We start from the raw sequence: 25664 nt of genomic DNA on the forward strand, positions 1-25664 counted from the left end.
AAGTAAGGCGGGTACGGCCACGTGAAAGCGGCCGGACAACAGCCCACCAGTCTACGTGGCTGTCACCCGGCCGCTCACCACGAGCCTGCCTCGTGAGGACTCCTACTTGGCGCTCGGCTCCTTCGGACGCTTCTCGACCGGGCCGCGGCGCACCGCGCCCGGCGCGCTCCACTCGGAGCGCCTGCGGGCCCGCTTCTTGGCGGCCTCGGAGGACTCCAGCTGGTACGGCACGGACGTCACCATGATCCCCGGAGTGAACAGCAGCCGCCCCTTCAGCCGGAGCGCGCTCTGGTTGTGCAGCAGGTGCTCGTACCAGTGGCCGACCACGTACTCGGGGATGATCACGCTGACGGCGTCGCGCGGGGACTCGCGGCGCAGGCCCTTCACGTACTCGATGATCGGCCGGGTGATCTCGCGGTAGGGCGAGTCGAGGACCTTGAGCGGTACGTCGATGCCGCGCCGCTCCCACTCCTCGCGCAGGGCCTTCGTCTCGGCCGGATCGACATTGACGCTCAGCGCTTCCAGCGTGTCCGTGCGCATCAGCTTGGCGTAGGCCAGCGCGCGCAGCGTCGGACGGTGGATCTTCGAGACGAGGACGATCGAGTGGACGCGGGACGGGCGCACGCTGTCGTCGGACGGCGTGTCCGGCGCGGCGATCTCCTCGGCGACCCGGTCGTAGTGCTTACGGATCGCGGTCATCGTCGCGTAGAAGATGCACATGCCGAGCAGTGCGACCCAGGCGCCGTGCGTGAACTTCGTGACGAGGACCACGACGAGGACCAGGCCGGTGAAGAAGGCGCCGAAGGCGTTGATCGCGCGGGAGCGGACCATGTGGCGCCGCTTGTCGGCGTTCTTCTCCGTGCGCAGGTGGCGGTTCCAGTGCCGGACCATGCCGGTCTGGCTGAGCGTGAAGGACACGAACACGCCGACGATGTACAGCTGGATCAGGCGGGTGGAGTCGGCTCCGTAGATGACGACGAGGAGCATGGCCGCGCCCGCGAGGAGCACGATGCCGTTGGAGAACGCGAGGCGGTCGCCACGGGTGTGCAGCTGGCGCGGCAGGTAGCGGTCCTGGGCGAGGATCGAGCCGAGCAGCGGGAAGCCGTTGTACGCGGTGTTGGCCGCCAGGAAGAGGACCAGCGCCGTCGCCGCCGCCAGGATGACGAACAGGAAGCTGCCCTTGCCGAAGACGGCCTCGGCGACCTGGGAGATCACCGGGTTCTGGACGTAGCCGGAGCCGACGGCGACGCCGTTGTGGATGAGGTCGCTCGCCGGGTGCTCGGCCATGCGCACGTTGGTCGCCATGGCGAGGCCGATGATGCCGCAGAACATGGTCACGGCGAGCGCGCCCATGAGCGCGAGCGTGGACGCCGCGTTCTTCGACTTGGGCTTGCGGAAGGCCGGTACGCCGTTCGAGATCGCCTCGACGCCGGTGAGCGCCGCACAGCCGGAGGAGAAGGCGCGCAGCAGCAGGAAGACGAGCGCGAAACCCGCGAGGCCCTGGTGCTCGGCCTTGATGTGGAAGTCGGACGTCGGGGCCTTCATGGTGTCGCCGAGGATCAGGCCGCGGAAGGCGCCCCAGGCGATCATGATGAAGACGCCGGCGACGAAGACGTAGGTCGGGATGGCGAAGAGCTTGCCGGACTCCTTGACGCCGCGCAGGTTCATCAGCGTCAGCAGGACGATGACGGCGCACGCGCAGAGCACCTTGTGCTCGACCACGAACGGGATCGCGGAGCCGAGGTTCTCGATGCCGGAGGCGATGGAGACGGCGACGGTCAGGACGTAGTCGACGAGCAGGGCGCTGGCGACGGTGAGCCCGGCCTTCGGGCCGAGGTTGGTGTTGGCCACCTCGTAGTCGCCGCCGCCGCTCGGGTAGGCGTGCACGTTCTGCCGGTACGAGGCGACGACCGTGAACATCAGCACGACGACCGCGACCGCGATCCAGGGGCTGAAGTGGTACGCCGACACGCCCGCGATGGAGAGGACCAGCAGGACCTCGCCCGGCGCGTACGCCACGGAGGACAGCGGGTCGGAAGCGAAAACGGGGAGTGCGATGCGCTTCGGCAGGAGCGTTTCTCCGAGCCGATCACTGCGCAGTGCGCGCCCGATCAAGATCCGTTTGGGCACGTCGGTCAGTTTGGACACGCAGAGGATCGTAAGCGTTCGAACGGGGGGCCGCCCACCCACCACCCCGATTCTCCGCTCAGCCCACCGCCCGGCCGGCCTTCGCCCAGTTCTCGTGCAGCCGGTCGAGGTAGGAACGGGCCTGGCTGCCGGGGGTCGCGCCGCGGGCGAACGCCAGCATGTTGCCCGCCCCGGTGTTGTAGCCGAGCGCGAGAAGGTCGTCGCGGGTGTACGGGCCCGTCCAGTGCGCCGGCAGCTGTGCGGACAGGTCGTGCAGATGCCAGGCGGCCGCCTCGATCGCCAGGTCCCGGTCGTCGGGCAGCTCCTCCCAGTCGCGGTCGGCGAAGTCGCGGCCGCGCCGGGTCTGGTCGAACGCGGCCCGGTGCATGTTGGCGATACCGAAGGCGGCGTCCGGCTTGTACCGCTGCCAGGCCCGTTCGAGGGAGGGGTCGTGCGGTTTGTACGCCTCGTTGTAGAGGATCGCCATCACCAGCCGAGCGTCGACACCGGCCTGGCGGGCGCGGGCCCGGACCTGTGGGGCGTAGTCGGCGGGGTCGTAGCCACCGCTCGCCGTGCGGGACGAGGACGGTGAAGGAGAGGCCGGAGAGGCGGCAGGGACGGAAGGGGAGGGTGATGGCCGCCCGGAGGGTGTCGGTGAGGGCGTCGGTACCGATGTCGGCGCCGGGGACGGCCGGTCGCCGCCGCTCTCCGACGCCGTACGGCCACCGCGTGACAGCAGGCCCCACACCACCACCGCGGCCAGGGCGAGCGCGAGCCACCCCCAGCGTGTACGCCGCCCGGCCATGGCCGCCTCCTTCGCCCGCACCGTCCGTGCGGTCCCTGGCCGCCAGTCTAGGAAGCCGTCCGGAAGCCGTGGCGATCTAGGCGCCGACGCGAAGGACGACTTCGCGCCCATTGCCGATACGGTGGTCCAGAGCGCGAGCCGCAAAAAGCCCGCACCGTGCCCGAGATCGAGCCGCACCGGCTGGACCGAGCCGCGAGAGAGAGACATGAGCAGGACGTTTACGCAGGTCAGAAGGCCTATGAGGAGTGCGGGGTAGGGCCGTGCATATCGTGATCATGGGCTGTGGCCGAGTAGGGTCCCAACTTGCCCAGACCCTGGAACAGCAGGGCCACACGGTCGCCGTGGTCGATCAGGACCCCACGGCCTTCCGCCGTCTGGGCTCCGGGTTCGGCGGCCGTCGCGTCACCGGTGTCGGTTTCGACCAGGACACCCTGCGCGAGGCCGGCATCGAGGAGGCGGGCGCCTTCGCCGCCGTCTCCAGCGGTGACAACTCGAACATCATCGCCGCCCGCGTGGCCCGCGAGATGTTCGGGATCGAGAACGTCGCGGCGCGCATCTACGACCCCCGGCGCGCCGAGGTCTACCAGCGCCTGGGCATCCCGACGGTCGCCACGGTCCGCTGGACCGCCGACCAGATGCTGCGGCGTCTGCTGCCGTCCGGCGCGGAGCCGCTGTGGCGCGATCCCACCGGGGGCGTCCAGCTCGCGGAGGTGCACGCGTCGGAGTCCTGGGTGGGGCAGAAGATCAGCCGCCTCCAGGACGAGACGGGTGTGCGGGTGGCATTTCTCACCCGGCTCGGCGAGGCGATCCTGCCGACGTCGCAGACGGTGCTGCAGGAGGGCGACCTCGTCCACGTGATGATGCGTACGGACGAGGTCGAGAAGGTCGAGGCGGCGTTCGCCGAAGGCCCCGAGGAGGGCGGTCACTGATGAGGGTCGCCATTGCCGGAGCCGGAGCGGTCGGCCGTTCGATCGCGGGCGAGCTCCTGGAGAACGGTCACGAGGTCCTCCTCGTCGACAAGGCGCCGACGGCCATCTCGGTCGAGCGGGTCCCGCAGGCGGAGTGGCTGCTCGCCGACGCCTGTGAGATCACGTCGCTGGACGAGGCGGCGTTGCAGCGCTGCAACGTGGTCATCGCGGCCACCGGGGACGACAAGGTCAATCTCGTCGTCTCCCTCCTCGCGAAGACCGAGTACGGGGTCCCGCGGGTCGTCGCCCGGGTCAACAACCCGAAGAACGAATGGCTGTTCAACGAGTCGTGGGGCGTCGACGTGGCCGTCTCGACCCCGCGCCTGATGTCGGCCCTGGTCGAGGAGGCGGTGAGCGTGGGCGACCTGGTGCGCCTGCTCCGCTTCAGCCACGGCGACGCGAACCTGGTCGAGCTGACGCTCCCGCCGGAGTCGGCCCTGGCCGGCACGCGCGTGGGCGACGTCCAGTGGCCGCAGGACACGTCCCTGGTCACGATCATCCGCGGCACCCGCGTCCTGGCCCCCAGCCAGGAGGACTCCCTGGAGGCGGGCGACGAGCTCCTGTTCGTCGCGGCCCAGGCACGCGAGGAGCAGCTGGAGGATCTGCTGTCGGTCCGCCGCGAGGACGCGTAGGAAGAAGCAATAAGGCGGCCCCGGCGAGCTTTTGCTCGCCGGGGCCGCCTTATTGCTTTTCAGGATGGCTTTTCAGGAGCGCGGGGAACTGCGCGAGCAACCACGCACATCCCGAACACGCCGAGAGAGCTCAGTCCTCACGGCGGTGCCGCGCACCACCCACGGACGACGAGGCCTCACGCTCGGCCTTCGCCTCCTTCTCCGCCTTCTCGGCGGCTTCCATCTCCGCGAACACATCAATGGGCGCGGGCGCCTTCGCCAGGAACACCCACGTCAGCCACACCGCCAGCAGGAACGGCGGGATCTTCAGCGCGATGAGCACCCAGCCGAACTGCGTCGTGTCGGCCCACCAGTACAGCGGGAAGAGAACGGCGCACTTGGCGAGCAGGATGAGCCCCCAGGCCCAACTCGCCTTCGCGTACGCCTTCTTGCGGCCGGGGTTGCGCGTCCGCCACGACAGGTTCTCCTTGAACACCGGCCCGAGGATGAGACCGATCAAGGGAACACCGCAGAGCGTGGTGACGATGTAGGCGAGTGCGAGCCCCAACGTGTAGAGCATGCCCGGCAGATAGAAGTCCTTGGCGTTGCCGGTCATCATCGCGAACACGACACCGAACGCGACGCCGAAGACGCCGCTGAAGGCGTGCTTGACGGTGTCCTTCATGACCAGGCGCACCACGACCAGGACCAGGGACACCGCGAGGGCCGCGATGGCCGACATGTGCAGGTCCTTGTTGATCGTGAAGATGGTCACGAAGAGGAGACCGGGCACGACGGTCTCCACCATGCCCCGCACACCACCGAAGGCCTCGAAGAGCGCGGCCTCGGTCACCGCCTTGTCGGCGGCGGTCTGGCCTGCGGGTTCGCGGTCGGTCGGCTTGTCGAGGGACGTCACCGGCTACTCCCGTCCGAGCGGTCTGAGTTCGTACTTCGGGTTGAAGAGCACCCTACGGCCCCGGCTCATGGAGATCCGCCCCGATGCGATCAACTTGCGGCCGGGCTCGATCCCCACGATCGATCGCCGGCCGAGCCACACCACGTCCAGGGCGGCGGAGCCGTCGAACAACTCCGCCTCCAGCGCCGGAACTCCGGCGCGTGGCCGCAGGGTTACCGTGCGCAACGTACCAGTAACCGTGACGATCTGTCGGTCATGGCAGTCGCCGATGCGCGTGCAGCCCGTGGTCTCCGAATCCTCGCGCAGCTCCTCCGACTCCAGGTCCTCCTGGGACGTGGACAGTCGGTCGAGCATGCGCCGGAATCGGCCCGCCGGCTTCTCGGACGCCCTGTCGGAACGAGGAACAGCACTCATGCTTGAAGCGTACCCGGGGCCGGTGACACGGTCGTACTCGCTGGTGTACCCCGCTTGCGGCGCCTTATCTCTCGAACCGGTATCCCATCCCGGGCTCCGTGACGAAGTGCCGCGGATGCGACGGGTCGGTCTCCAGCTTGCGGCGCAGTTGTGCCATGTACACCCGCAGGTAGTTGGTCTCCGTGCCGTACGAGGGCCCCCACACCTCCTGCAGCAGCTGCTTCTGGCTGACCAGGCGTCCCGTGTTGCGCACGAGCACCTCCAGCAGGTGCCACTCGGTGGGCGTGAGCCGCACGTCGCGCCCGTCCCGGTGGACCTTCTTCGCGGCCATGTCGACGGTGAAGTCGTCGGTCTCGACGATCCCCTCGTCGTCGCCGCCCCCGGTGGGCTCGGCCCGCCGCACGGCCGCCCGCAGCCGGGCCAGCAGCTCGTCCATGCCGAACGGCTTCGTCACGTAGTCGTCGGCGCCCGCGTCGAGCGCCTCGACCTTCTCGTCGGACGAGTGCCGGGCGGACAGCACCAGGATCGGGACGCGGGTCCAGCCGCGCAGCCCCTTGATCACCTCGACGCCGTCCATGTCGGGCAGGCCCAGGTCGAGGACGACCACGTCGGGGTGGCGGGCGGCGGCGAGCTGCAGCGCGCCGGCGCCGTCGGACGCGGCGTCCACCTCGTACTTGCGCGCTTTCAGGTTGATGACGAGGGCGCGAACGATCTGCGGCTCGTCGTCGACCACGAGCACCCTGGTCATGCGTGCCTGCCTCTCTGCGTCACTGCGGTCTCGGCTGATGCTGATGTCGTACGGATCAACGGTTGATCCGGTGGATCGGGCGCGGGGGGCGCCGCGCGCAGGGTGAGGACCATCGTGAGTCCGCCCCCTGGGGTGTCCTCCGCGTCGAGCGTGCCGTTCATGGCCTCGACGAAGCCCCGGGCCACGGCGAGCCCGAGCCCCACACCCGCGCCCCGGGGAGCGTCACCGTAGCGCTGGAACGGGGCGAAGATGCGCTCTTTGGCTTCGTCGGGCACGCCGGGACCGCGGTCCACGACGCGCAGTTCGACGCGTTCGCCGAGCGTGCTGGCGGCGACGAGGACGGGTTCGTCGGGCGGGCTGTACTTGACGGCGTTCTCGACGATGTTCGCGACGGCCCGCTCAAGCAGTCCCTTGTCGACGGTCACCATCGGCAGCGACTCCGGGATGTCCAGGTCGACGCTGAGATCCGGGTCGGGTACGCCGACGAGCGCCATCGGCACCACCTCGTCGAGGTCGGTCTCCCGGATGAGCGGCGTGACGGTGCCGGTCTGGAGGCGGGACATGTCGAGCAGGTTCCCGACGAGGTGGTCGAGCCGGTCGGCGCCCGCCTCGATGCCGGCGAGCAGTTCCGCCTGGTCCTCGGGCGACCAGTCGACGTCCTCGGAGCGCAGGGAGGAGACGGAGGCCTTGATTCCGGCCAGCGGGGTGCGCAGGTCGTGGCTGACGGCGGCGAGCAGGGCGGTGCGGATCCGGTTGCCCTCGGCGAGGGCGCGGGCCTGTTCGGCCTCCGACTGCAGGCGCTGGCGGTCGAGGACGACGGCGGCCTGCGCGGCGAAGGCGGCCAGGACCCGCCGGTCCTCGGCGGGCAGGACGCGCCCGGACAGGGCGAGCGCCATGTGGTCGCCCACGGGCATGTCGACGTCGGCGTCCTCGGGCCGGCCGTCGGGCCGCGGCCCGACGCTGCCGGCGCACGTCCACGGGGCGGTGTCGCTCTCCCGCTCCAGGAGCGCCACGGACTCCATCGCGAACGTCTCCCGTACGCGTTCGAGGAGCGCTTCCAGGCTGGTGTCGCCGCGCAGCACGCTGCCCGCGAGGAAGGACAGGATCTCGGACTCGGCGCGCAGCCGCGCGGCCTGGTGCGTGCGGCGGGCGGCGAGGTCGACGACCGAGGCCACCGACACGGCGACGCCCACGAAGATCACGATGGCGACGATGTTCTTCGGGTCGGCGATCGTGAACAGGTGCCGGGGCGGGGTGAAGTAGTAGTTCAGGAGGAGGGAGCCGAACGCCGCCGAGGCGAGCGCCGGGAGGAGTCCGCCGACCAGTGCCGCCGCCACGGTCAGCGCCAGGAACAGCAGCATGTCGTTGGCGAGGCCGAGGTCGGAGTCGACGTGCGTGAGCAGGAGCGTGAGCAGCGCCGGTCCGCCGACGCCGACGAACCAGCCCCACAGGATCCGGGACCGGCCGAGGCGGGCGCCGCGGGCGACGGGCAGTCCGCGCCCCTTGGCGGCCTCCTCGTGCGTGACGATGTGGACGTCGAGGTCGGGTCCGGACTCGCGGGCGACGGTCGCGCCGACGCCGGGCCCGAAGACGTACTGCCAGGCCTTGCGGCGCGAGGAGCCGAGGACGATCTGGGTGGCGTTGACACCGCGGGCGAACTCCAGGAGCGCCGAGGGGATGTCGTCGCCGATCACATGGTGGAACGTTCCCCCGAGGTCCTCGGCCAGGGTGCGCTGGACGGCGAGCTCCTTGGGCGAGGCGGCGGTGAGGCCGTCGCTGCGGGCGATGTAGACGGCGAGCACCTCGCCGCCGGCGCCCTTCTCCGCGAGCCGCGCCGCGCGTCGGATCAGCGTACGGCCCTCGGGTCCGCCGGTCAGTCCGACGACGATGCGCTCACGGGCCTGCCAGGTGGAGCGGATGTTGTGCTCGCCCCGGTACTCCTGGAGGTACTCGTCGGCCCGGTCGGCGACCCAGAGCAGGGCGAGCTCGCGCAGCGCCGTGAGGTTTCCGGGGCGGAAGTAGTTGGACAGGGCCGCGTCGACCTTGTCCGGCTTGTAGATGTTGCCGTGCGCCATGCGACGGCGCAGCGCCTGCGGTGACATGTCGACGAGCTCGATCTGGTCGGCGCGCCGCACCACCTCGTCCGGCACCGTCTCGCGCTGCCGGACCCCGGTGATCGACTCGACGACGTCGCCCAGCGACTCCAGGTGCTGGATGTTGACGGTCGAGACGACGTCGATCCCGGCCGCGAGGAGCTCCTCGACGTCCTGCCAGCGCTTGGCGTTGCGCGACCCCGGCACGTTCGTGTGCGCCAGTTCGTCGACGAGGGCGACGGCCGGCGCACGGGTGAGGACCGCGTCGACGTCCATCTCGTGGAAGACGGATCCGCGGTACTCGATCTCCTTGCGCGGGACCTGTTCCAGGCCGTGCAGCATGACCTCGGTACGGGGCCGCTTGTGGTGCTCGACGAACGCGACCACGCAGTCGGTGCCGCGCTCGACGCGGCGGTGCGCCTCGGACAGCATCGCGTACGTCTTGCCGACGCCCGGTGCGGAACCGAGATAGATCCGAAGCTTGCCGCGTCCCATGGCCCCATTGTCTTCCTGTCGCTGCTCAGCGCAGCTCACTGCTCCACGCAGCGTCGACCTTACGGTCAGCAATTCTCGCAAATGGGACAGAGTCCTGAGGGGTGGGCGTCTTTGACAGAACCCTGATGCGTCGCGGTCCGCGCGGTACTGGACTCAGCGCTCGACGATCTCGCCGTCACTCAGTTCCAGGACCCGGTCGGCGAGGCCGAGCAGCGCCGGGTCGTGGGTGGCCACGAGCGCGGTGACCTGCTCGCTGCGCACGACGGCGCGCAGCAGTTCCATCACGGCGAGACCGGTCTCGGCGTCGAGCTGCCCGGTCGGCTCGTCGGCGATGAGCAGGGCCGGCCTGTTGGCGAGCGCCCGGGCGATGGCGACGCGCTGCTGCTGGCCGCCGGAGAGCTCGCCGGGCCGTTGCTTGGCATGTCCTTCCAGACCGACGAGGGCGAGCAGCAGTTCGACGCGCTCCTCGCGTTCGCGCACCTGCGCCTTGCGCAGCCGCATCGGCACGCCCACGTTCTCGGCGGCGGTGAGGATCGGGATGAGCCCGAAGGACTGGAAGATGAAGCCGATGCGGTCCCGGCGCAGCTCCAGGAGCCCGTTCTCCCCGAGGTCCGCGAGGTCGAGGCCGTCGACGGTGATCCGTCCGCGGTCCGGTTCGTCGAGGCCGCCCACCAGGTTGAGCAGGGTCGTCTTGCCGGATCCGGAGCGTCCCTTGAGGGCGACGAGTTCACCGCGCGGCACCTCGAAGGAGACCCCGCGCAGGGCGTGCACGGCGGCGGCGCCGCGTCCGTACGAGCGGTGCAGGTCCCGCACGACGACCATCGGCCCGCGGCCGTCCTGGTCCAGGACGGAGGTCCCCGTCTCGGTGCTCTCGGTCATGCGTGCCGCTCCCCCGTACATACGTTCCTGGCCGGGCGTCAGTATGGTCACGTGGCGCCCGGCCGGGCAATGGTCGAGACCGGTCGCCGGTCAGCTCGGGTTCTCGGCGTGGGTGAGGGTCTCCCAGGCGACGAACAGGTTGTTGGAGCCGGCCGGCCGCTGCTGCTCGGTCAGCTTCTGGGTGTTGGTCATGGCGGTGCCGAGGCGGGTGTGCAGGGCGTTGTAGCCGACCTCGGTGATCGGGCCGAGCCCGCGCTTGATGCTGCCGCCGCACAGCGAGCTCGGCGGTGCCTCACCGAGCTCGTACTTGGCCTGGAAGCCGAGGGCCTGCCGCAGCCGCTCGCCGACGTCCGTGCCGTACAGGTCCTGGCCCTGGATGCGGCTGGTCTCGGCGATGTGCGAGATGGCGGAGATGCCGTACCCGGTGTGCGTGAAGTCGCGGCAGGTCTCCTGCGTCAACCCTGTCGTGAAGGTTGACTGGCCTTGCCAATAGTTGACGATCTTCTCCTTGGTGTCCAGATTCTGGCTGGGCACCGTCTTGGGCAGGGCGCCGTCCGAGGACAGGTAGACGTAGGCGGCCGTACGCGTCCGGAACTTCGCCATCGCCTTGTCGTACGAAGCCTTGTCCTCCAGGAAGACGGAGATGCCGACGGCCGCCTCCATCATCGACAGCTCCCAGTTCCCGTTGGAGTTGGAGCCGTTGATGACCTTCGGGAGGTACACGTCGCGCAGCATGGTCCTGAAGCGGGACTCGTTCGCCCAGCCGCCGGTGTAGGTGGACGTGATGATCTCGGCGGCCCGGGGCCACGAGGAGCCGGCCCAGCCGGTCTGCAGGGGCGCGTTGCTGTTGGTGTGCTCCTTGATGGTGCCCGACCAGGCGTCCATGAGGGCGATCGACTTCTTCGCGTACCGCTCGTCGCGGGTGAAGTACCAGGCGAGCGCGTCGGTGTAGGCGGCTATCGCGTCCTCGCGCTCGTCCGTGCAGCCGTAGTTCGGGTTCGAGTACGAGCCGCACTCGACGGTGGCGCGGGGCTTGGGCGTGCGGTTCAGATCGGCGTACTTGCTCGCCATCATCTGGTCGAAGGCGCTCTTCCAGGGCTGTGCTCCGGCGTCGACCTTGGCGCGGGCGAAGTCCAACTGCCCTTTGGAGACGGTCACTCCGGGGTGGGCGAACGTGGCGGGCGCGGCGACGGCGCGGTCCGCGCCGGGCCAGGTGACGACGCCGGCGACGAGGGCCGTGACGGTGGTGGCGAGGGTGGCAAGCAGGGCGGTACGGGATCTCCTGTGACGAGCCTGCATGGTGGGGGCCATCCGTTCTCGTATGTGAACTTGGGGCGCCGACATGAACAACGGCGTTGGCCGGTGACCCTAGGTACGGACCAGCCTTCCGTCAAGTACTGAAGAAAGAACGGCAGTTGGGGCCAGGCACGACAAAGCCGGGGGCCGCGCACCCTGTGGGATGCGCGGCCCCCGGCCATCCGCGAAAGAACGGTGTCAGCGGACCTCGGTGATCTCCGGACCACGGGCCAGCTGCCCCATGCCGCCGGAGAAGCGCGAGCCCTCCGCGGAGTCCTGGGCGGCGCCCTCCGCGACCATCTGCGCGTCGTCCGGGAGCTTGAGGACGATCGGGTCGCGCGGGGCCATCGGACCCTCGCCGCGGACCACGACCGTGTCCCGGAAGATCTGCTCGAGCAGACCGGCCGCCTGCGGCTGCACCGCGCCCTGGCCCGAGATCACCCCGCGCAGGAACCAGCGGGGGCCGTCCACGCCGATGAAGCGCACGACCTGGAAGCCGCCCGTGCCGTCCGGCAGCTGCACCGGCACCTGGGCCCGCAGCTCCCAGCCGAGCGGACCCTCGACCTCGTCGATCACACCACCCTGCTGGGTGATGCCCGTGGCGATCTCCTCGCGGACCTCGCCCCAGATGCCCTCCTTCTTGGGGGCGGCGAAGGCCTGCAGCTGGACCGCGCTGTCCTGGAGGACGACGGTCGCCGCGACGATCGCGTCGCCCGCGACCTCCACCCGCAGCTCCATGCCCTCCACACCGGGGACGAAGATTCCGCCCAGGTCGACCCGGCCCTCGGCCGGCTCGCGGACCTCGGAGGAGTCCCAGGGGCCGTCGGGACGCGGCTCGGGCTCGAGCCGGACGCGCTCCGGCTCCCCCGCGGCGTCCGCGTCGGCACTGTCGACACCGTCGACGACCTGCTCGGCCTCGCCCGCCGCATCCTCGGCGGCGCCGTTCTTCTTGCGACGTCCGAACACGTCACTGTCCTTCCCGGTCGGATACGACCGAAGCGTATCGATTCCCACCCTTTTGACCGTCCGCGCCCACGGAGGCGTGACCTCCGGTGGACCCGAAGCCCCCCTCGGCCCGAGCCGAGTCGGGAAGCTGAGCCACCTCGTGGAAGCGCACCTTCTCGACCTGCTGGACGACCAGTTGGGCAATCCGGTCGAAGCGCTCGAACCGCACGCTCTCGCGCGGGTCGAGATTCACCACGATCACCTTGATCTCTCCACGGTACCCGGCATCCACCGTCCCTGGGGCATTCACCAGGGCGACACCGCAGCGCGCTGCGAGACCGGATCGCGGGTGCACGAAGGCCGCGTACCCCTCGGGCAGGGCGATGGACACCCCTGTGGGCAGCACGACCCGCTCGCCGGGGGCGAGTTCGCAGGCCTCGGTGGTCCGCAGATCGGCGCCCGCGTCACCCGGGTGCTCGTACGCGGGCAGCGGTACGTCGGGGTCGACGCGCCGGATGAGCACGTCGAGCCGGTTCTCGGCGGCAAGCTGGGTCACGGGTTCACCTCGAAGGCACGGGCACGCCGGATCTGGTCCGGGTCGCTCATGGCCGCCTGGATCTCCTGCGGGCGGCCGTTGTCGATGAAGTGGTCGACCTTGACCTCGATGAAGAGGGCGTCGGCCCGGACGGCGACGGGCCCGTCGGGGCCGCCGATCCGGCCGGTGGCGGTCGAGTAGATCTTGCGCCCGGCGACGGCGGTGACCTCGGCGGACAGATGCAGCACGGTGTCCACGGGGACGGGCCGCACGAAGTCCGTCTCGAGCCGTCCGGTCACGGCGATGGCCTGGATCAGCCAGTTCAGGGAGCCGAGCGTCTCGTCGAGCGCGGTGGCGAGGATGCCGCCGTGCGCGAGCCCCGGCGCGCCCTGGTGGGCGGGGCGCACGGTGAACTCGGCCGTGACGCTGACGCCCTCACCGGCCCGCGCCTCCAGGTGCAGCCCGTGCGGCTGCTCGCCGCCGCAGCCGAAACAGTGTCCGTAGTGCGCGCCGAGGAGCTCGCCGGGGGCGGGAGCGTCGGGGTGCCGCACCGGCGCTATGGCGTCGGACGGGGGCGTCAGAGCTGCTGAAGTACCACTCACAGGCGCAGACCTTACCCGCGCGTCCTGTGCCCTCGCGCATCGTGCCAAGCTTGGCTGCATGGAGCTCTCGACGACGCCGTACGAAGAACGCCTCACCGCACCCCGTTCGTGGTGGCTCGTCACCTTCTTGGTGGGGGTCGCCTGCGGCCTCACCCTGCTGCCCTTCGGCACGCTCCCGCTGCTCGGCGGATTCGTCGGCGGTCTGCTGGTCGGGGCCGTGATCACCAGCCAGTACGGCTCGATCCGGATCCGCGTCGTGGCCGACTCCCTGGTCGCGGGCGACGCGAGGATCCCGCTCTCGGCCCTGGGCGCCGTGGAGGTCCTGGACGCCGAGGAGGCGCGCGCCTGGCGCACGTACAAGGCAGACCCGCGCGCCTTCATGCTGCTGCGCAGCTATGTGCCCACGGCGGTCCGCGCGGAGATCACGGACCCGACGGATCCGACGCCGTACGTGTACCTGTCGACGCGCGAACCTGAAACTTTGGCAAAGGCTCTGGGGGCCTGACTCAGCCCTCGATCTCCAGGGCGTCCTTCGGCGGGACCAGCGGCGGCAGTTCCGGCAGCGCGTCCCACGGCACCTGGAGGCGCCGCAGATCCTTGCGCACCCGCTCGGCCAGCTTCTTCGTGTCCCGGCGGTTCATGGCCGCCCCGACCGCGGCGCCGACCAGGAACGGCATCAGGGTCGGAAGATTGCGCACGGTCCGCTTCATGATCTGCTGCCGCAGCTCGCGCTTCATCTGGCCACCGAGCGCGATGTTGATCGTCGACGGCTTCGACACGTCGATCCCGCGCTCCTCGGACCACGAGGTGAGGTAGATGGCGGTGCGGTCCTTCAGGTTCCCCGGAGGCCGTACTCCGTAGACCTCGTGCAGCTCGGCGACCAGCTTCAGCTCGATCGCCGCCACACCGGTGACCTCCGCGGCCAGCTCGGTCGGCATCGCGGGCGGTACCGGCAGCATCGCGGCCGCGCCGACTCCGGCGCCGACGGTCGACGAGGCGGCCGCCGCACCGGCGACCAGCTTGTCCGCGAGCTGTTCGGGCCCGAGGCCGGGGAACTGTCTGCGCAGGGTCGCGAGGTCCCGTACGGGCACCCGTGGTGCGTTCTCGATGATCCGGTCGGCGAGGTAGCCGATGCCGGCTCTTGCGGCGCTGCCGCTCTTGATCATCCCCGTTCTCGCGACGCTGCCGCTCTTGCGGACACCGTCCTTGACGGCGTCCACGCGGCGCCTGGTCGGCTGCGCCTCGGTGTCCGCCGCGTCGGCGTCGTGCAGATCCACGACGCCGGCCGCCGTCGGGCCACCCGTCTCGTCGCGCTTGTGTGCCGCTTCGAGCGAGGCGTCTTCACGGGCGGAAGAGCCTCGCTCGTCGTCGTCACGCACGGCCTCTGACGGGCCTTGTACCGCATCCTGGCGCTTGCTCCAGGTACGGCGCTTCCAGGGCGGGGTCGAGCCAGTCATGCCCGACCCCACCTCAGTCGCAGTCGCGGCAGATCGGCTGGCCGTTCTTCTCCCGCGCGAGCTGGCTGCGGTGGTGCACCAGGAAGCAGCTCATGCAGGTGAACTCGTCCTGCTGCTTGGGCAGGACGCGGACGGCCAGTTCCTCGTTCGAGAGGTCTGCGCCCGGAAGCTCCAGGCCCTCGGCCGCCTCGAACTCGTCCACGTCGACGTTCGACGCGGACTTGTCGTTCCGCCGTGACTTCAGTTCCTCAATGCTGTCTTCGTTGAGGTCGTCATCGGTCTTGCGTGGGGTGTCGTAATCCGTTGCCATGTCGCTCTCCCCCTCTGGGTGTCTGCGGTGTCTCAGCGCACGTAACGCATGAGAGGCCGGACTTGTGCCCGACCTGAGGCGGAGATTTTGCCTCACATCAAGGTCTGTTACTCAATCGACACCCAACCGGACCCCTCTTGAGTGATCGGCTTGGGTGGCGAACGGGACCGTACACGGTCCGATTGACGCACTGCACGGGCGCCACCCCGTGTACTTCCCGTGATCAAGCTGCCCGAAAACACGGATTTTCCCGGCTTTCAGACGGCTTTTGCGATCACGGAGAGTAGATGGCCGGAAATTCGCTCCTGTGATCGATCACACACGGTCTTCACGGGCGCAGGTCCCGAAAATTCCGCTAAAAGCGAACTTCCCCAGCGCGTCGGCGGAAGCATGTCAGATCCGTACGCGCCGTGCACCTTGAACCGACCTAGATCGGCAGGGTGACGCGCATCACGAGCCCACCCCCCTCACGGGGCTCGGCGACGATCCGGCCGCCGTGGGCGCGCGCCACCGACCGGGCGATCGACAGGCCGAGGCCCACGCCCTTGTCGCTGCCGGTGCGCTCGGTCCGCAGCCGCCGGAACGGCTCAAAAATGTTGTCGATCTCGTACGCGGGGACCACCGGGCCGGTGTTGGCGACCACCAGGACGGCCTGGCCGTGCTGCGCCTCGGTGTCGACCTGGACCCAGCCGCCCTCCGGCACGTTGTACCGGATGGCGTTCTGCACGAGGTTCAGCGCGATGCGCTCCAGGAGGACGCCGTTGCCCTGGACGACCGCCTCCTTGCGCTCGCCGCGGATCTCCACACCCTTGTCGTCGGCCTCGGACCTGGCCTGGTCGATCGCCTGGGAGGCGACCTCCGCCAGGTCCACGGGCTTGCGCTCGACGATCTGATTGTCGCTGCGGGCGAGCAGCAGCAGTCCCTCCACCAGCTGCTCGCTGCGCTCGTTCGTGGCGAGCAGCGTCTTGCCGAGCTGCTGCAGCTCCACGGGCGCACCCGGGTCGGAGAGGTGGACCTCCAGGAGCGTGCGGTTGATGGCGAGCGGGGTGCGCAGCTCGTGCGACGCGTTGCCCACGAAGCGCTGCTGCGCCGTGAACGCCCGCTCCAGGCGGTCGAGCATCTCGTCGAAGGTGTCGGAGAGCTCCTTGAGCTCGTCGTCCGGGCCGTCCAGCTCGATGCGGCGCGACAGGTCCGTGCCGGCCACGCGGCGCGCGGTGCGCGTGATGCGGCCGAGCGGGGACAGGACGCGGCCCGCCATCGCGTACCCGAAGGCGAAGGCGATGATCGCGAGGCCGAGCAGCGCCATGAGGGAGCGGCTCAGCAGGACGTCCAGGGCGTGCTGGCGCTGCTGGTTGACGCAGTCGCTCAGCGCGCTGTTCAGCTCGCTGGCCGGGATCCTCGAACCGTCCGGGATGTTGCAGACGTTGCTGGAGACGGTGCCTTCGACGATCTTGAAGGGCAGTTCGCTGCCGACGTTGAGGGCCTGCGCGGCGAGCAGATAGATGATCGACAGCAGCAGGATGCCCGCGATGAGGAACATGCCGCCGTAGAGCAGCGTGAGCCGTATGCGGATGGTGGGGCGGAGCCAGGGGAAGGGCGGCTCGACCTTCGTCCCCGGCTTCCAGGTCGGCTTCGGTGGCGCCGTGGGCGGCGCTGGTGCGGCGGCCATCGTGGGATCAGATCCGGTAGCCGGAGCCGGGCACCGTGACGATGACCGCGGGCTCACCGAGCTTGCGGCGGAGGGTCATGACGGTGACGCGCACGACGTTCGTGAACGGGTCCGTGTTCTCGTCCCAGGCCTTCTCCAGGAGCTGCTCGGCCGAGACGACGGCGCCCTCGCTGCGCAGCAGCACCTCCAGGACGGCGAACTCCTTGGGCGCGAGCTGGATCTCCTTGCCGTCGCGGAACACCTCCCGCCGGTTCGGGTCGAGCTTGATGCCGGCGCGCTCCAGGACGGGCGGCAGGGGCACGCTCGTACGGCGTCCGAGAGCTCGGACGCGGGCGGTCAGCTCGCTGAACGCGAAGGGCTTGGGGAGGTAGTCGTCGGCGCCCAGCTCCAAGCCCTCCACACGGTCACTGACGTCGCCGGAGGCGGTCAGCATGAGGATGCGGGTGGGCATGCCCAGCTCGACGATCTTGCGGGCGACGTCGTCGCCGTGCACGAGCGGGAGGTCGCGGTCGAGCACGACCACGTCGTAGTCGTTGACGCCGATGCGCTCGAGGGCGGCCGCACCGTCGTACACGACGTCGACGGCCATGGCCTCCCGGCGCAGTCCGGTGGCCACCGCATCGGCGAGCAGTTGCTCGTCCTCGACGACGAGTACGCGCACGTCGCTTGTCCTTCCTCTGGTCACCCGCGGGCGGATTCGGGCGCGCGCGGGTGGTCCGTTCTCGGGGTGTGAGCCTCCATCCTGCCCCTTTCGGCCATAAACCGGCTGTAAGACGGCGAGGCATCGGGGGAATGCCGGATTTTCTCCGGGGGTTGAGGTTTCCGCGGGAGGGAGCGGGGGGAGGACGGCCTTACACCCGCGATCACGCTTTGTATGTGGCATGCCACGAACCGCTTACCGCACGGCGGCCCGAGTCGTGATCGCCCCTTCCACCGGGCACACCCCCGTGCCACGACTCACGACCCAGGACGAGGGGGCGCAACCATGGACGCATTCACCGCAGGACTGCTGCAGCGCATCAAGGCGGCCGAGTCCGACCTGACGCGGGCGCGCGAGACCGGCGACGACTTCCTTGCCGAGGTCGAGCAGGGCGAGTTGGACGATCTCCACCGTCTCGCCGCCGAGCACGGCGTGGAAGTTCACGCCTCGAGCGTCTGACCGACACAGCGAAGGGCCCCGGCGCCTGGTCCGATCCAGACGGACGCCGGGGCCTTTTCGTGTCCGGGCTCAGGGCCCTCAGTCGTGCCAGGCGCCGAGCTCTTCCAGCCAGTTCTGGAGCGGCTCGAAGAGTCCGGGCGGGGCGGCGATCGTCAGGTCCGGCGACACGGGCTCGCCGGGGCGGCCCCCGGTGAGGGCGCCGGCTTCGCGCGCGATGAGGTCGCCGGCCGCGAAGTCCCAAGGGTTCAGGCCGCGTTCGTAGTACGCGTCCAGGCGGCCGAGGGCCACGTCGCACAGGTCGATCGCCGCCGAGCCGCCGCGCCGGATGTCGCGCACCCGGGGCACCAACTCCCTTACGACGTCGGCCTGGTGGGCCCGGCGCGCCTCCAGGTAGCCGAAGCCGGTGCCGACCAGGGCCTGCGCGAAGGGAGGTGCCACGCGCGCGTGCACGGGCCGGTCGTTCACGAAGGCGCCCTCCCCCAGGACGGCGCGGTAGGTCTCACCGCGCATCGGGGCCGCGACGACGCCGACGACGGTCTCGCCGTCCTTGCGGGCCGCGATGGAGACGGACCAATCGGGGCGTCCGTAAAGGTAGTTGACCGTTCCGTCGATGGGGTCGATCACCCACTGGACGCCGCTGGTGCCCTCGGCGGAGGCGCCCTCCTCGCCCAGGACGCCGTCGTCGGGCCGGCGCTCCGCCAGGAAGTCCGTGATCAGCTTCTCGGACGCGATGTCCATCTCGGTGACGACGTCGACAGCGCTGGTCTTGGTGGCGGCCACGCCGAGGTCGGCGGGGCGGCCGTCGCGCAGGAACACTCCGGCCCGGGCGGCCGCCTCCAGGGCGACGTCGAGGAGTTCTGTCTTCAGGTCGGTCACGTCGGCGTCCTTACGCGTACGGGCTGTCGGCGCCCGCGGCGGCGGGCTTGGGGGCGCGGGCCGGGCAGCAGCCGACCGGGCACAGGTCGTGGCTCGCGCCGAGGGCGCCGAGGGCGCACGGCGCGATGTCCCTGCCGCTCTCGGTCGCGGCCCGCTCCAGGACCAACTCCCGTACGGCGGCGGCGAAGCGCGGGTCGGCGCCCACGGTGGCGGAGCGGCGCACCGGGAGGCCCAGCTCCTCGGCCTTGGCGGTGGCCTCGGTGTCGAGGTCGTACAGGACCTCCATGTGGTCCGAGACGAACCCGATGGGCGCCATGACGACGGCCGGTGCCCCGGCGCCGTGCCGCTCCTCCAGGTGGTCGCAGATGTCGGGCTCCAGCCACGGGATGTGCGGGGCGCCGGAGCGCGACTGGTAGACGAGCTGCCAGGGGTGCTCGACGCCGGTCTCCTCGCGCACGGCGTCCGCGATCAGCTGCGCGACCTCCAGGTGCTGCCGCACGTACGCGCCGCCGTCGCCGTGGCCCTCCACGGGCCCGGAGGAGTCGGCTGCGGCGGTCGGGATGGAGTGCGTGCTGAAGGCGATGTGGGCGCCGTCCCGCACGTCCTCGGGGAGGTCGGCGAGGGAGGTGAGGACGCCGTCGACCATGGGGCGTACGAAACCGGGGTGGTTGAAGTAGTGCCGCAGCTTGTCGATCCTCGGCAGTTCCAGGCCCTCGGCCTCCAGGGCGGCCAGCGACTCCGCGAGGTTCTCGCGGTACTGGCGGCAGCCCGAGTACGAGGCGTACGCGCTGGTGGCGAGGACGAGGATGCGGCGGTGGCCGTCGGTGACCATCTCGCGCAGCGTGTCGGTCAGGTACGGCGCCCAGTTCCTGTTGCCCCAGTAGACCGGCAGGTCCAGGCCGTGGTCGGCGAAGTCCTTGCGCAGGGCGTCGAGCAGGGCGCGGTTCTGGTCGTTGATGGGGCTGACCCCGCCGAAGAGGAAGTAGTGCTGGCCCACTTCCTTGAGCCGCTCCTTGGGGATGCCGCGGCCACGCGTCACGTTCTCCAGGAACGGGACGACGTCGTCGGGGCCCTCCGGGCCGCCGAACGAGAGCAGCAGCAGGGCGTCGTAGGGGCGGGCATCGGGGCTGGCAGCGTGCGCGTCTGGCATGTCTTCGATCCTGCCACCCGGCACTGACAGGCGGAAAACCGCCATGCCACCCGAACCATGACACGCGTAAGCTGTATCAGCTGTAGTCACGCCTTACCTATTGCGCCCGGGCGCCCACCGAGCCGCCCTCGGCACGCCTGTCCGCCTCACCGGAGTCGAGTTGCCCAGCCCCTACCGCGCCATATTCGCCCTGCCCGGCACCAAGAGCTTCTCGGTGGCCGGGTTCCTGGGCCGGATGCCCCTGTCGATGATGGGCATCGGCATCGTCACGATGGTCTCGCAGCTGACCGGGCGCTACGGACTCGCGGGCGCCCTGTCGGCGACGGTGGCGCTGTCCGCCGCGGTGATCGGGCCGCAGATCTCCCGCCTCGTCGACCGGTACGGCCAGCGGCGTGTCCTGCGCCCGGCCACGCTGGTCTCGCTCGTCGCGGTCAGCGGGATGCTGCTGTGCGCGAAGTACGAGGCGGCGGACTGGACGCTGTTCCTGTGCGCCGCGTTCATCGGCTGCGTCCCGAGTGTCGGCTCGATGATCCGGGCGCGGTGGGCGGTGCTCTACCGGGACACTCCGCGGCAGCTGCACACGGCGTACTCCTTCGAGTCCGTGATCGACGAGGTGTGCTTCATCTTCGGACCGATCATCTCGATCGGCCTGTCCACGGCGTGGTTCCCGGAGGCGGGCCCGCTGCTCGCGGGCTGCTTCCTCGCGGCCGGCGTCTTCTGGCTGACTTCGCAGCGGGCGACGGAGCCCGCCCCGCACCCCCGTGAGCAGCACGGCGGCGGATCGGCGCTCCGCGCGCGCGGGCTGCAGGTTCTGGTGGCCACCTTCGTGGCGACGGGCGCGATCTTCGGTGCGGTCGACGTGGTGACCGTGGCCTTCGCCGAGGAGCAGGGGCACAAGTCACTGGCGAGTGTGGTGCTGGCCGTGTACGCGGGCGGGTCCTGTGTCGCGGGGGCCGTCTTCGGGCTGCTGCACGTGAAGGGGGCGCCCGCGCGCAGGTGGCTGGTGGGTGTCCTCGCGATGGCCGTGAGTATGATCCCCCTCCAACTGGTCGGGAACCTGCCGTTTCTGGCCGTGGCGCTCTTCGTTGCGGGCCTGTCCATCGCACCGACGATGATCACGACGATGGCTCTCGTCGAGCAGCACGTACCACGCGCGAAACTGACCGAGGGCATGACCTGGGTGAGCACCGGACTCGCGGTCGGTGTCGCGCTCGGCTCCTCCGTGGCCGGCTGGGTGATCGACGCCGCCGGTGCGAAGGCCGGGTACGGGGTACCGGGAGTCGCCGGTGCCGTCGCGGTCCTGGTCGCGTTCCTCGGCTACCGCCGGCTGAAGCAGCCGGTCATGCAGCGGGGAGGAACCACCGATGAGCACGGCGCAGACGGCCAGCGGCACGAAGAGCGGCGCAGCGTGGCGTAACTGGGCGGGGAACGTCACCGCACGTCCCGTACGGGAGGTGACGCCCGCCTCCGTGGAGGAACTGTCCGCCGCCGTACGCAAGGCGGCGGAGGACGGCCTGAAGGTGAAGGCCGTCGGCACCGGTCACTCCTTCACCGCCGCCGCGGCCACCGACGGCGTGTTGATACGCCCTCAACTGTTGACCGGTATCCGCAATATCGACCGGGCGAACGGGACGGTCACGGTCGAGGCCGGTACTCCGCTCAAGCGGCTCAACATGGTCCTGGCCCGCGAGGGCCTGTCGCTCACGAACATGGGCGACATCATGGAGCAGACCGTGTCCGGCGCCACCAGCACCGGCACCCACGGCACGGGCCGCGACTCCGCCTCCATCGCCGCCCAGATCAAGGGGCTCGAACTGGTGACGGCGAGCGGCGAGCTGCTCTCCTGCTCCGAGAAGGAGAACCCGGAGGTCTTCGCCGCGGCCCGCATCGGCCTGGGCGCGCTCGGCATCGTCACGGCCATCACCTTCGCCGTGGAGCCGCTCTTCCTGCTCAGCGCGCGGGAGGAGCCGATGACCTTCGACAAGGTGCTGGGCGACTTCGACGAGCTGTACGCGGAGAACGAGCACTTCGAGTTCTACTGGTTCCCGCACACCGGCAACTGCAACACCAAGCGCAACAACCGCAGCGCAGGCCCCAAGGCCCCGGTCTCCCGGATCAGCGGCTTCGTCGAGGACGAAGTGCTCTCCAACGGCCTGTTCCAGGTGGTCAATTCGATCGGCCGCGCGGTGCCCGCCACGATCCCGTCGATCGCCAAGATCTCCAGCAGGGCACTGTCCGCCCGGACGTACACCGACATTCCCTACAAGGTCTTCACATCTCCGCGCCGGGTGCGCTTCGTGGAGATGGAGTACGCCGTTCCGCGCGCGGCCCTCGTGGAGACGCTGCGCGAGCTGAAATCGATGGTGGACCGCTCGAACCTGCGCGTCAGCTTCCCGGTGGAGGTCCGCACCGCCCCGGCGGACGACATCGCGCTGTCCACGGCCTCCGGCCGCGACAGCGCCTACGTCGCCGTCCACATGTACAAGGGCACTCCGTACCAGCGGTACTTCACGGCCGCCGAGCAGATCTTCACCGCCCATGAGGGCCGCCCCCACTGGGGCAAGGTGCACACGCGCGACGCCGCGTACTTCTCGCAGGTCTACCCGCGCTTCGGCGAGTTCACGGAGCTGCGCGACCGCCTGGACCCGGACCGCCTCTTCGGCAACGCCTATCTGCGGCGGGTCCTCGGCGACTGACCACGCACTACTCGGCCGGGCTCCGCTGACCGGAGCCCGTCTCCGACCCCGGGTCCGAGCCCGAGCCCGTGCTCTGCGACGGGGTCGGCGTGGGCGTCGGGGTCGGCGTGGCCTTGCCCTCGCCCGAGTCCGAACCGGAGTCCGTGTCGCTGTCCGACCCGGAGTCCGAGCCGGTGCCGGACCCGGCGCCCGAGTCGCCGTTGCCGGTGGGCGTCGGGGCGGGCGTCGCGCTCCCGCCGGTGGACGGGTCGTCGCCGTCCTGCCGGGTGCCGCTGTCGGAACCGGTGCTGCTGTCGCCGGAGGGCTGCTGCGAGGTGCTGGGCTCGGGGTCGCTGCCGCCGGAGGACCGGTGGCCGCTGAAGGCGTCCCGGAACGTGGTGCTGCCGCTGTCCCCGCTGAAGCTGTGGCCGGCCACGATCTCGTACGTCGTGATGCCGCCCATGGTCACGCCGAAGACGACGGCGGCGGCGATCAGCGGCCGTTTCCAGCTCTTGACACGGGACCTGTGCACGGTCCCGGGGGTGAACTCGTCGTCGATCCCGTTGATCTCGTCAGCCTCCGCCGTCCCACCGGACCCGCCGTCCGGCCCGCCGGCCGGGAGCGACTGGTGCGGCAGATCCGTCGCGGGGCGCAGCACGCGCGTGGCCTCGTCGATCGCGCCGGGCTCGATGAGCTGGGTCTTCTCCGGGTCGACGGTGCCGAGCAGCCGGGTCTTCTCGGACTCGTCCGGCAGTAGGTCGGCGACCGCGCCGGTGTCGAGCAGCTGGGTCATCTCGTCGCCGGCCGGGGCCTGGGGCAGCGCCGTCGTCGCCTCGGCGTCCGCCGCCGGCGGCGTCCCCCAGGTCGTGGTCGTGGGCAGCGCGCCCGTGGCGGGCCGCGCGGCGGGCGGGCGGGCGCCGGTGACCATGGCCTTCGTGGCGTCCATGGAGATGTCCGAGCGGAACGTGCGCGGTACGGGACGCCCCTCCGCCGTGACCGGCACCTGCCGTCCCTTCGGCTTCGTCTGCACGGCGACGTCACGTATCTGTTCGCCGGTGCGCCTGAAGAAGTGCTGGAAGACGGTGCCGCCGCAGGTGGCGAGGGCGCTGACCACACCGGCGCCCAGGATCGTCCCGTAGACGCCGAAACTGGAGGCGAGCTTCGCGGCCACCACGGCGGCGACGGCACTGCCCGCCACCTGGGGCACGCTCAGATCCAGCCGCTTCCTCCCCTTGGCCTCGTCCTGCCCGTCCTTGGAGCCATCCGGCCTCTCGCCCATCTCCGGTCCTTGCCTGCCTTTCTCGACATTCCAGCCTGTTTCACAGTGAAGTTCCCGAGGCTACGTGAACCTCCTGTGTCACATGAGAAAGGGACGTACGACCGAAGTCCCTAGTTCCGCTTCTGTGGATTTCGTGAAGCACGCCACGTGCATCCATCGCGAATCGGGCACGCATCGAGGGTGCCCCGTACCCAACTCCCGTCCACCGTGAGAAGTTCGGCGGCGAGCCGATCCACGCGAGTGGCCCGAATGGAGTACTGTTGCGAGCCCTGGGTCCGGTCTCCCGCCAGGGTGTCCGGGGCCTTCCAGGACCGCCGAGAGGGGGCTCGTTGCACAGGGTGACGACTTCGGTCACTTAGCGTTGCGAACAGGTAACCGTGCCATAACGGCGCTCTCGGGTCGATGCCCGACACGCCGGGCAACTCGGCAAGGTTGTGGCAGGCTGCACCCGGGCAGGCCACACTCGACTAGCGGAAGCAGCGACGCACGTGACGTCGGCAGGCACCACCCGGGAGGTCCCCATGCCCGAACTGCGTGTCGTGGCCGTCTCTAACGACGGCACACGGCTGGTGCTGAAGGCTGCGGACAGCACGGAGTACACGCTTCCGATCGATGAGCGCCTCCGGGCCGCCGTGCGCGGCGACCGTCCGCGCCTCGGCCAGATCGAGATCGAGGTGGAGAGCCACCTCCGCCCGCGCGACATTCAGGCGCGCATACGGGCAGGCGCCTCCGCCGAGGAGGTCGCCCAGCTCGCGGGCATTCCGGTCGATCGTGTACGCCGCTTCGAGGGTCCCGTACTCGCGGAGCGGGCCTTCATGGCCGAGCGGGCCAGGAAGACCCCCGTGCGCCGTCCCGGCGAGAACACCGGTCCCCAGCTCGGCGAGGCGGTGGGAGAGCGACTCCTGCTGCGCGGCGCCGACAAGGAAACCGTCCAGTGGGACTCCTGGCGCCGCGACGACGGCACCTGGGAGGTCCTCCTCGTCTACCGGGTCGCGGGCGAACCGCACTCGGCGAGCTGGACGTACGACCCGCCCCGCAGGCTCGTCCAGGCCGTGGACGACGAGGCGCGCTCGCTGATCGGCGAGTCCGACGACATCGGCGCGCCCGAGCCCACGTTCCCCTTCGTGCCGCGCATCGCGCGCCTGCCCAGGGACCGCCCCCTGGACCGCGCCCTGGACCGGCAGCTGGAGCGCCCGACGCCGCCGGAGGTCACGTCCGCGCCGGGCGAGGAGAACCTGCCGGCGATCGCCTCCTCCTCGGAGCGTGACTCGCTGACCAGCCTCCTGGAGGCCGTGCCCAGCTACCGCGGCGACATCGTGGTGCCCGACCGTCCGACGACGGCTCCCGAGCCGCCGCAGGAGGAGCCGGAGCCGCCCGCCGCCGCCGAGGTGGAGGAGCCGGCGGCGCCCGCCGCGTCGGCCGGGGCCGGAGCCGCGTACGCGGACGTGCTGATGCCGCGCAGCGTCGCGGGCCACCGGGACCGCCTCACCGGCACCACCGACCGCCAGGCCGAGGCCGACGGTGTGCGCCCCGGGCGCCGGGCCGCGGTGCCCAGCTGGGACGAGATCGTCTTCGGGACGCGCCGCAAGAAGCAGGACTAGTCACCGCCCGTACGTAGTGGGGCCCGCGCCGACTGATCGGCGCGGGCCCCACCG

Annotated in this window: 25 protein-coding genes; 7 read left to right on the forward strand and 18 right to left on the reverse strand. The window is 70.4% G+C overall.

Annotation, left to right across the window (positions count from 1 at the left end; translation table 11 throughout):
* Positions 1 to 102 precede the first annotated feature (102 nt).
* A complete protein-coding gene (locus ACQUQD_RS10535; RefSeq protein ID WP_428951784.1) occupies positions 103 to 2148 on the reverse strand; it encodes an APC family permease in 2046 nt (681 codons plus the stop codon).
* 58 nt (positions 2149 to 2206) lie between these two features.
* A complete protein-coding gene (locus ACQUQD_RS10540; protein WP_428951785.1) occupies positions 2207 to 2932 on the reverse strand; it encodes a lytic transglycosylase domain-containing protein in 726 nt (241 codons plus the stop codon).
* Between the two features lie 260 nt (positions 2933 to 3192).
* On the opposite strand from ACQUQD_RS10540, the gene ACQUQD_RS10545 reads away from it, so the two are divergent.
* On the forward strand, positions 3193 to 3861 hold the full coding sequence (locus tag ACQUQD_RS10545; RefSeq protein ID WP_428951786.1) for a potassium channel family protein: 669 nt from the start codon (positions 3193 to 3195) through the stop codon (positions 3859 to 3861).
* On the forward strand, positions 3861 to 4532 hold the full coding sequence (locus tag ACQUQD_RS10550; protein ID WP_164558793.1) for a potassium channel family protein: 672 nt from the start codon (positions 3861 to 3863) through the stop codon (positions 4530 to 4532). Before ACQUQD_RS10545 ends, ACQUQD_RS10550 begins: the two co-directional genes overlap by 1 nt.
* Before the next feature lie 130 nt (positions 4533 to 4662).
* Here ACQUQD_RS10550 and ACQUQD_RS10555 read toward each other — a convergent pair whose 3' ends face one another.
* From ACQUQD_RS10555 to ACQUQD_RS10595, 9 genes are all read right to left on the reverse strand, one after another.
* Entirely contained in the window at positions 4663 to 5427 is a 765-nt protein-coding gene (locus ACQUQD_RS10555; RefSeq protein ID WP_428951787.1) for a DUF3159 domain-containing protein, read from the reverse strand.
* 3 nt (positions 5428 to 5430) lie between these two features.
* Positions 5431 to 5841, reverse strand: coding sequence for an OB-fold nucleic acid binding domain-containing protein (locus ACQUQD_RS10560; protein ID WP_428951788.1), 411 nt, complete (start codon positions 5839 to 5841; stop codon positions 5431 to 5433).
* A 64-nt stretch (positions 5842 to 5905) separates the two neighbouring features.
* Complete coding sequence (locus ACQUQD_RS10565) at positions 5906 to 6589, reverse strand: response regulator (RefSeq protein WP_428951789.1); 684 nt, start codon at positions 6587 to 6589, stop codon at positions 5906 to 5908.
* Positions 6586 to 9177 (reverse strand): DUF4118 domain-containing protein, encoded by a 2592-nt coding sequence (locus ACQUQD_RS10570; RefSeq protein WP_428951790.1) that lies wholly within the window; start codon positions 9175 to 9177, stop codon positions 6586 to 6588. Before ACQUQD_RS10570 ends, ACQUQD_RS10565 begins: the two co-directional genes overlap by 4 nt.
* A 153-nt stretch (positions 9178 to 9330) precedes the next feature.
* A complete protein-coding gene (locus ACQUQD_RS10575) occupies positions 9331 to 10056 on the reverse strand; it encodes an ABC transporter ATP-binding protein (protein ID WP_428951791.1) in 726 nt (241 codons plus the stop codon).
* 90 nt (positions 10057 to 10146) lie between these two features.
* The gene (locus ACQUQD_RS10580; protein WP_428951792.1) at positions 10147 to 11367 is read right to left on the reverse strand and encodes an alginate lyase family protein; all 1221 of its coding nucleotides are present in this window, start codon (positions 11365 to 11367) and stop codon (positions 10147 to 10149) included.
* A gap of 183 nt (positions 11368 to 11550) precedes the next feature.
* A complete protein-coding gene (locus ACQUQD_RS10585) occupies positions 11551 to 12318 on the reverse strand; it encodes a DUF3710 domain-containing protein (RefSeq protein WP_428951793.1) in 768 nt (255 codons plus the stop codon).
* A gap of 1 nt (position 12319) precedes the next feature.
* Positions 12320 to 12853: a dUTP diphosphatase gene (gene dut, locus ACQUQD_RS10590; protein WP_428951794.1), complete on the reverse strand. Its 534-nt coding sequence runs from the start codon at positions 12851 to 12853 to the stop codon at positions 12320 to 12322.
* Positions 12850 to 13434 carry a PaaI family thioesterase gene (locus tag ACQUQD_RS10595; protein WP_428951795.1) on the reverse strand — a complete coding sequence of 195 codons (585 nt, stop codon included), beginning with the start codon at positions 13432 to 13434 and terminating at the stop codon, positions 12850 to 12852. The genes dut and ACQUQD_RS10595 overlap by 4 nt, the downstream gene beginning before the upstream one ends.
* Positions 13435 to 13492: 58 nt before the next feature.
* Here ACQUQD_RS10595 and ACQUQD_RS10600 point away from each other — a divergent pair, with 58 nt between their 5' ends.
* Entirely contained in the window at positions 13493 to 13939 is a 447-nt protein-coding gene (locus ACQUQD_RS10600; RefSeq protein ID WP_428951796.1) for a DUF3093 domain-containing protein, read from the forward strand.
* 1 nt (position 13940) lies between these two features.
* Here the strand turns inward: ACQUQD_RS10600 and ACQUQD_RS10605 are convergent, their stop codons facing one another.
* The 4 genes from ACQUQD_RS10605 to ACQUQD_RS10620 all read right to left on the reverse strand — a co-directional run bounded on the left by ACQUQD_RS10605 (position 13941) and on the right by ACQUQD_RS10620 (position 17531).
* The gene (locus tag ACQUQD_RS10605; RefSeq protein WP_428951797.1) at positions 13941 to 14891 is read right to left on the reverse strand and encodes a hypothetical protein; all 951 of its coding nucleotides are present in this window, start codon (positions 14889 to 14891) and stop codon (positions 13941 to 13943) included.
* A 13-nt stretch (positions 14892 to 14904) separates the two neighbouring features.
* Positions 14905 to 15201, reverse strand: a complete 297-nt coding sequence (locus ACQUQD_RS10610; protein WP_018535993.1) for a DUF4193 domain-containing protein — start codon at positions 15199 to 15201, stop codon at positions 14905 to 14907.
* Positions 15202 to 15628: 427 nt separating this feature from the next.
* Positions 15629 to 16870 (reverse strand): sensor histidine kinase, encoded by a 1242-nt coding sequence (locus tag ACQUQD_RS10615; RefSeq protein WP_428951798.1) that lies wholly within the window; start codon positions 16868 to 16870, stop codon positions 15629 to 15631.
* Positions 16871 to 16877: 7 nt separating this feature from the next.
* Positions 16878 to 17531 carry a response regulator transcription factor gene (locus tag ACQUQD_RS10620; protein WP_018535991.1) on the reverse strand — a complete coding sequence of 218 codons (654 nt, stop codon included), beginning with the start codon at positions 17529 to 17531 and terminating at the stop codon, positions 16878 to 16880.
* A gap of 324 nt (positions 17532 to 17855) precedes the next feature.
* Between ACQUQD_RS10620 and ACQUQD_RS10625 the strand changes: the two genes are divergently transcribed.
* Positions 17856 to 18029: a hypothetical protein gene (locus tag ACQUQD_RS10625; protein ID WP_428951799.1), complete on the forward strand. Its 174-nt coding sequence runs from the start codon at positions 17856 to 17858 to the stop codon at positions 18027 to 18029.
* Positions 18030 to 18107: 78 nt separating this feature from the next.
* On the opposite strand, the gene ACQUQD_RS10630 is transcribed toward ACQUQD_RS10625, so the two are convergent.
* Positions 18108 to 18905, reverse strand: coding sequence for an inositol monophosphatase family protein (locus tag ACQUQD_RS10630; protein ID WP_428951800.1), 798 nt, complete (start codon positions 18903 to 18905; stop codon positions 18108 to 18110).
* Between the two features lie 10 nt (positions 18906 to 18915).
* Complete coding sequence (locus ACQUQD_RS10635) at positions 18916 to 20055, reverse strand: ferrochelatase (protein ID WP_428951801.1); 1140 nt, start codon at positions 20053 to 20055, stop codon at positions 18916 to 18918.
* A gap of 160 nt (positions 20056 to 20215) precedes the next feature.
* Here ACQUQD_RS10635 and ACQUQD_RS10640 point away from each other — a divergent pair, with 160 nt between their 5' ends.
* Together ACQUQD_RS10640 and ACQUQD_RS10645 are read left to right on the forward strand one after the other, a co-directional pair.
* The gene (locus ACQUQD_RS10640) at positions 20216 to 21472 is read left to right on the forward strand and encodes an MFS transporter (protein WP_428951802.1); all 1257 of its coding nucleotides are present in this window, start codon (positions 20216 to 20218) and stop codon (positions 21470 to 21472) included.
* Positions 21420 to 22751, forward strand: a complete 1332-nt coding sequence (locus ACQUQD_RS10645; RefSeq protein ID WP_428951803.1) for a D-arabinono-1,4-lactone oxidase — start codon at positions 21420 to 21422, stop codon at positions 22749 to 22751. Before ACQUQD_RS10640 ends, ACQUQD_RS10645 begins: the two co-directional genes overlap by 53 nt.
* Positions 22752 to 22758: 7 nt before the next feature.
* Here ACQUQD_RS10645 and ACQUQD_RS10650 read toward each other — a convergent pair whose 3' ends face one another.
* Positions 22759 to 24009, reverse strand: a complete 1251-nt coding sequence (locus ACQUQD_RS10650; protein ID WP_428951804.1) for a hypothetical protein — start codon at positions 24007 to 24009, stop codon at positions 22759 to 22761.
* A gap of 521 nt (positions 24010 to 24530) precedes the next feature.
* On the opposite strand from ACQUQD_RS10650, the gene sepH reads away from it, so the two are divergent.
* The gene (gene sepH, locus ACQUQD_RS10655; RefSeq protein WP_428951805.1) at positions 24531 to 25610 is read left to right on the forward strand and encodes a septation protein SepH; all 1080 of its coding nucleotides are present in this window, start codon (positions 24531 to 24533) and stop codon (positions 25608 to 25610) included.
* The last annotated feature ends 54 nt before the right edge of the window (positions 25611 to 25664 follow it).

This window comes from Streptomyces sp. cg35, from assembly GCF_050410835.1.
Classification (GTDB): Bacteria; Actinomycetota; Actinomycetes; order Streptomycetales; family Streptomycetaceae; genus Streptomyces.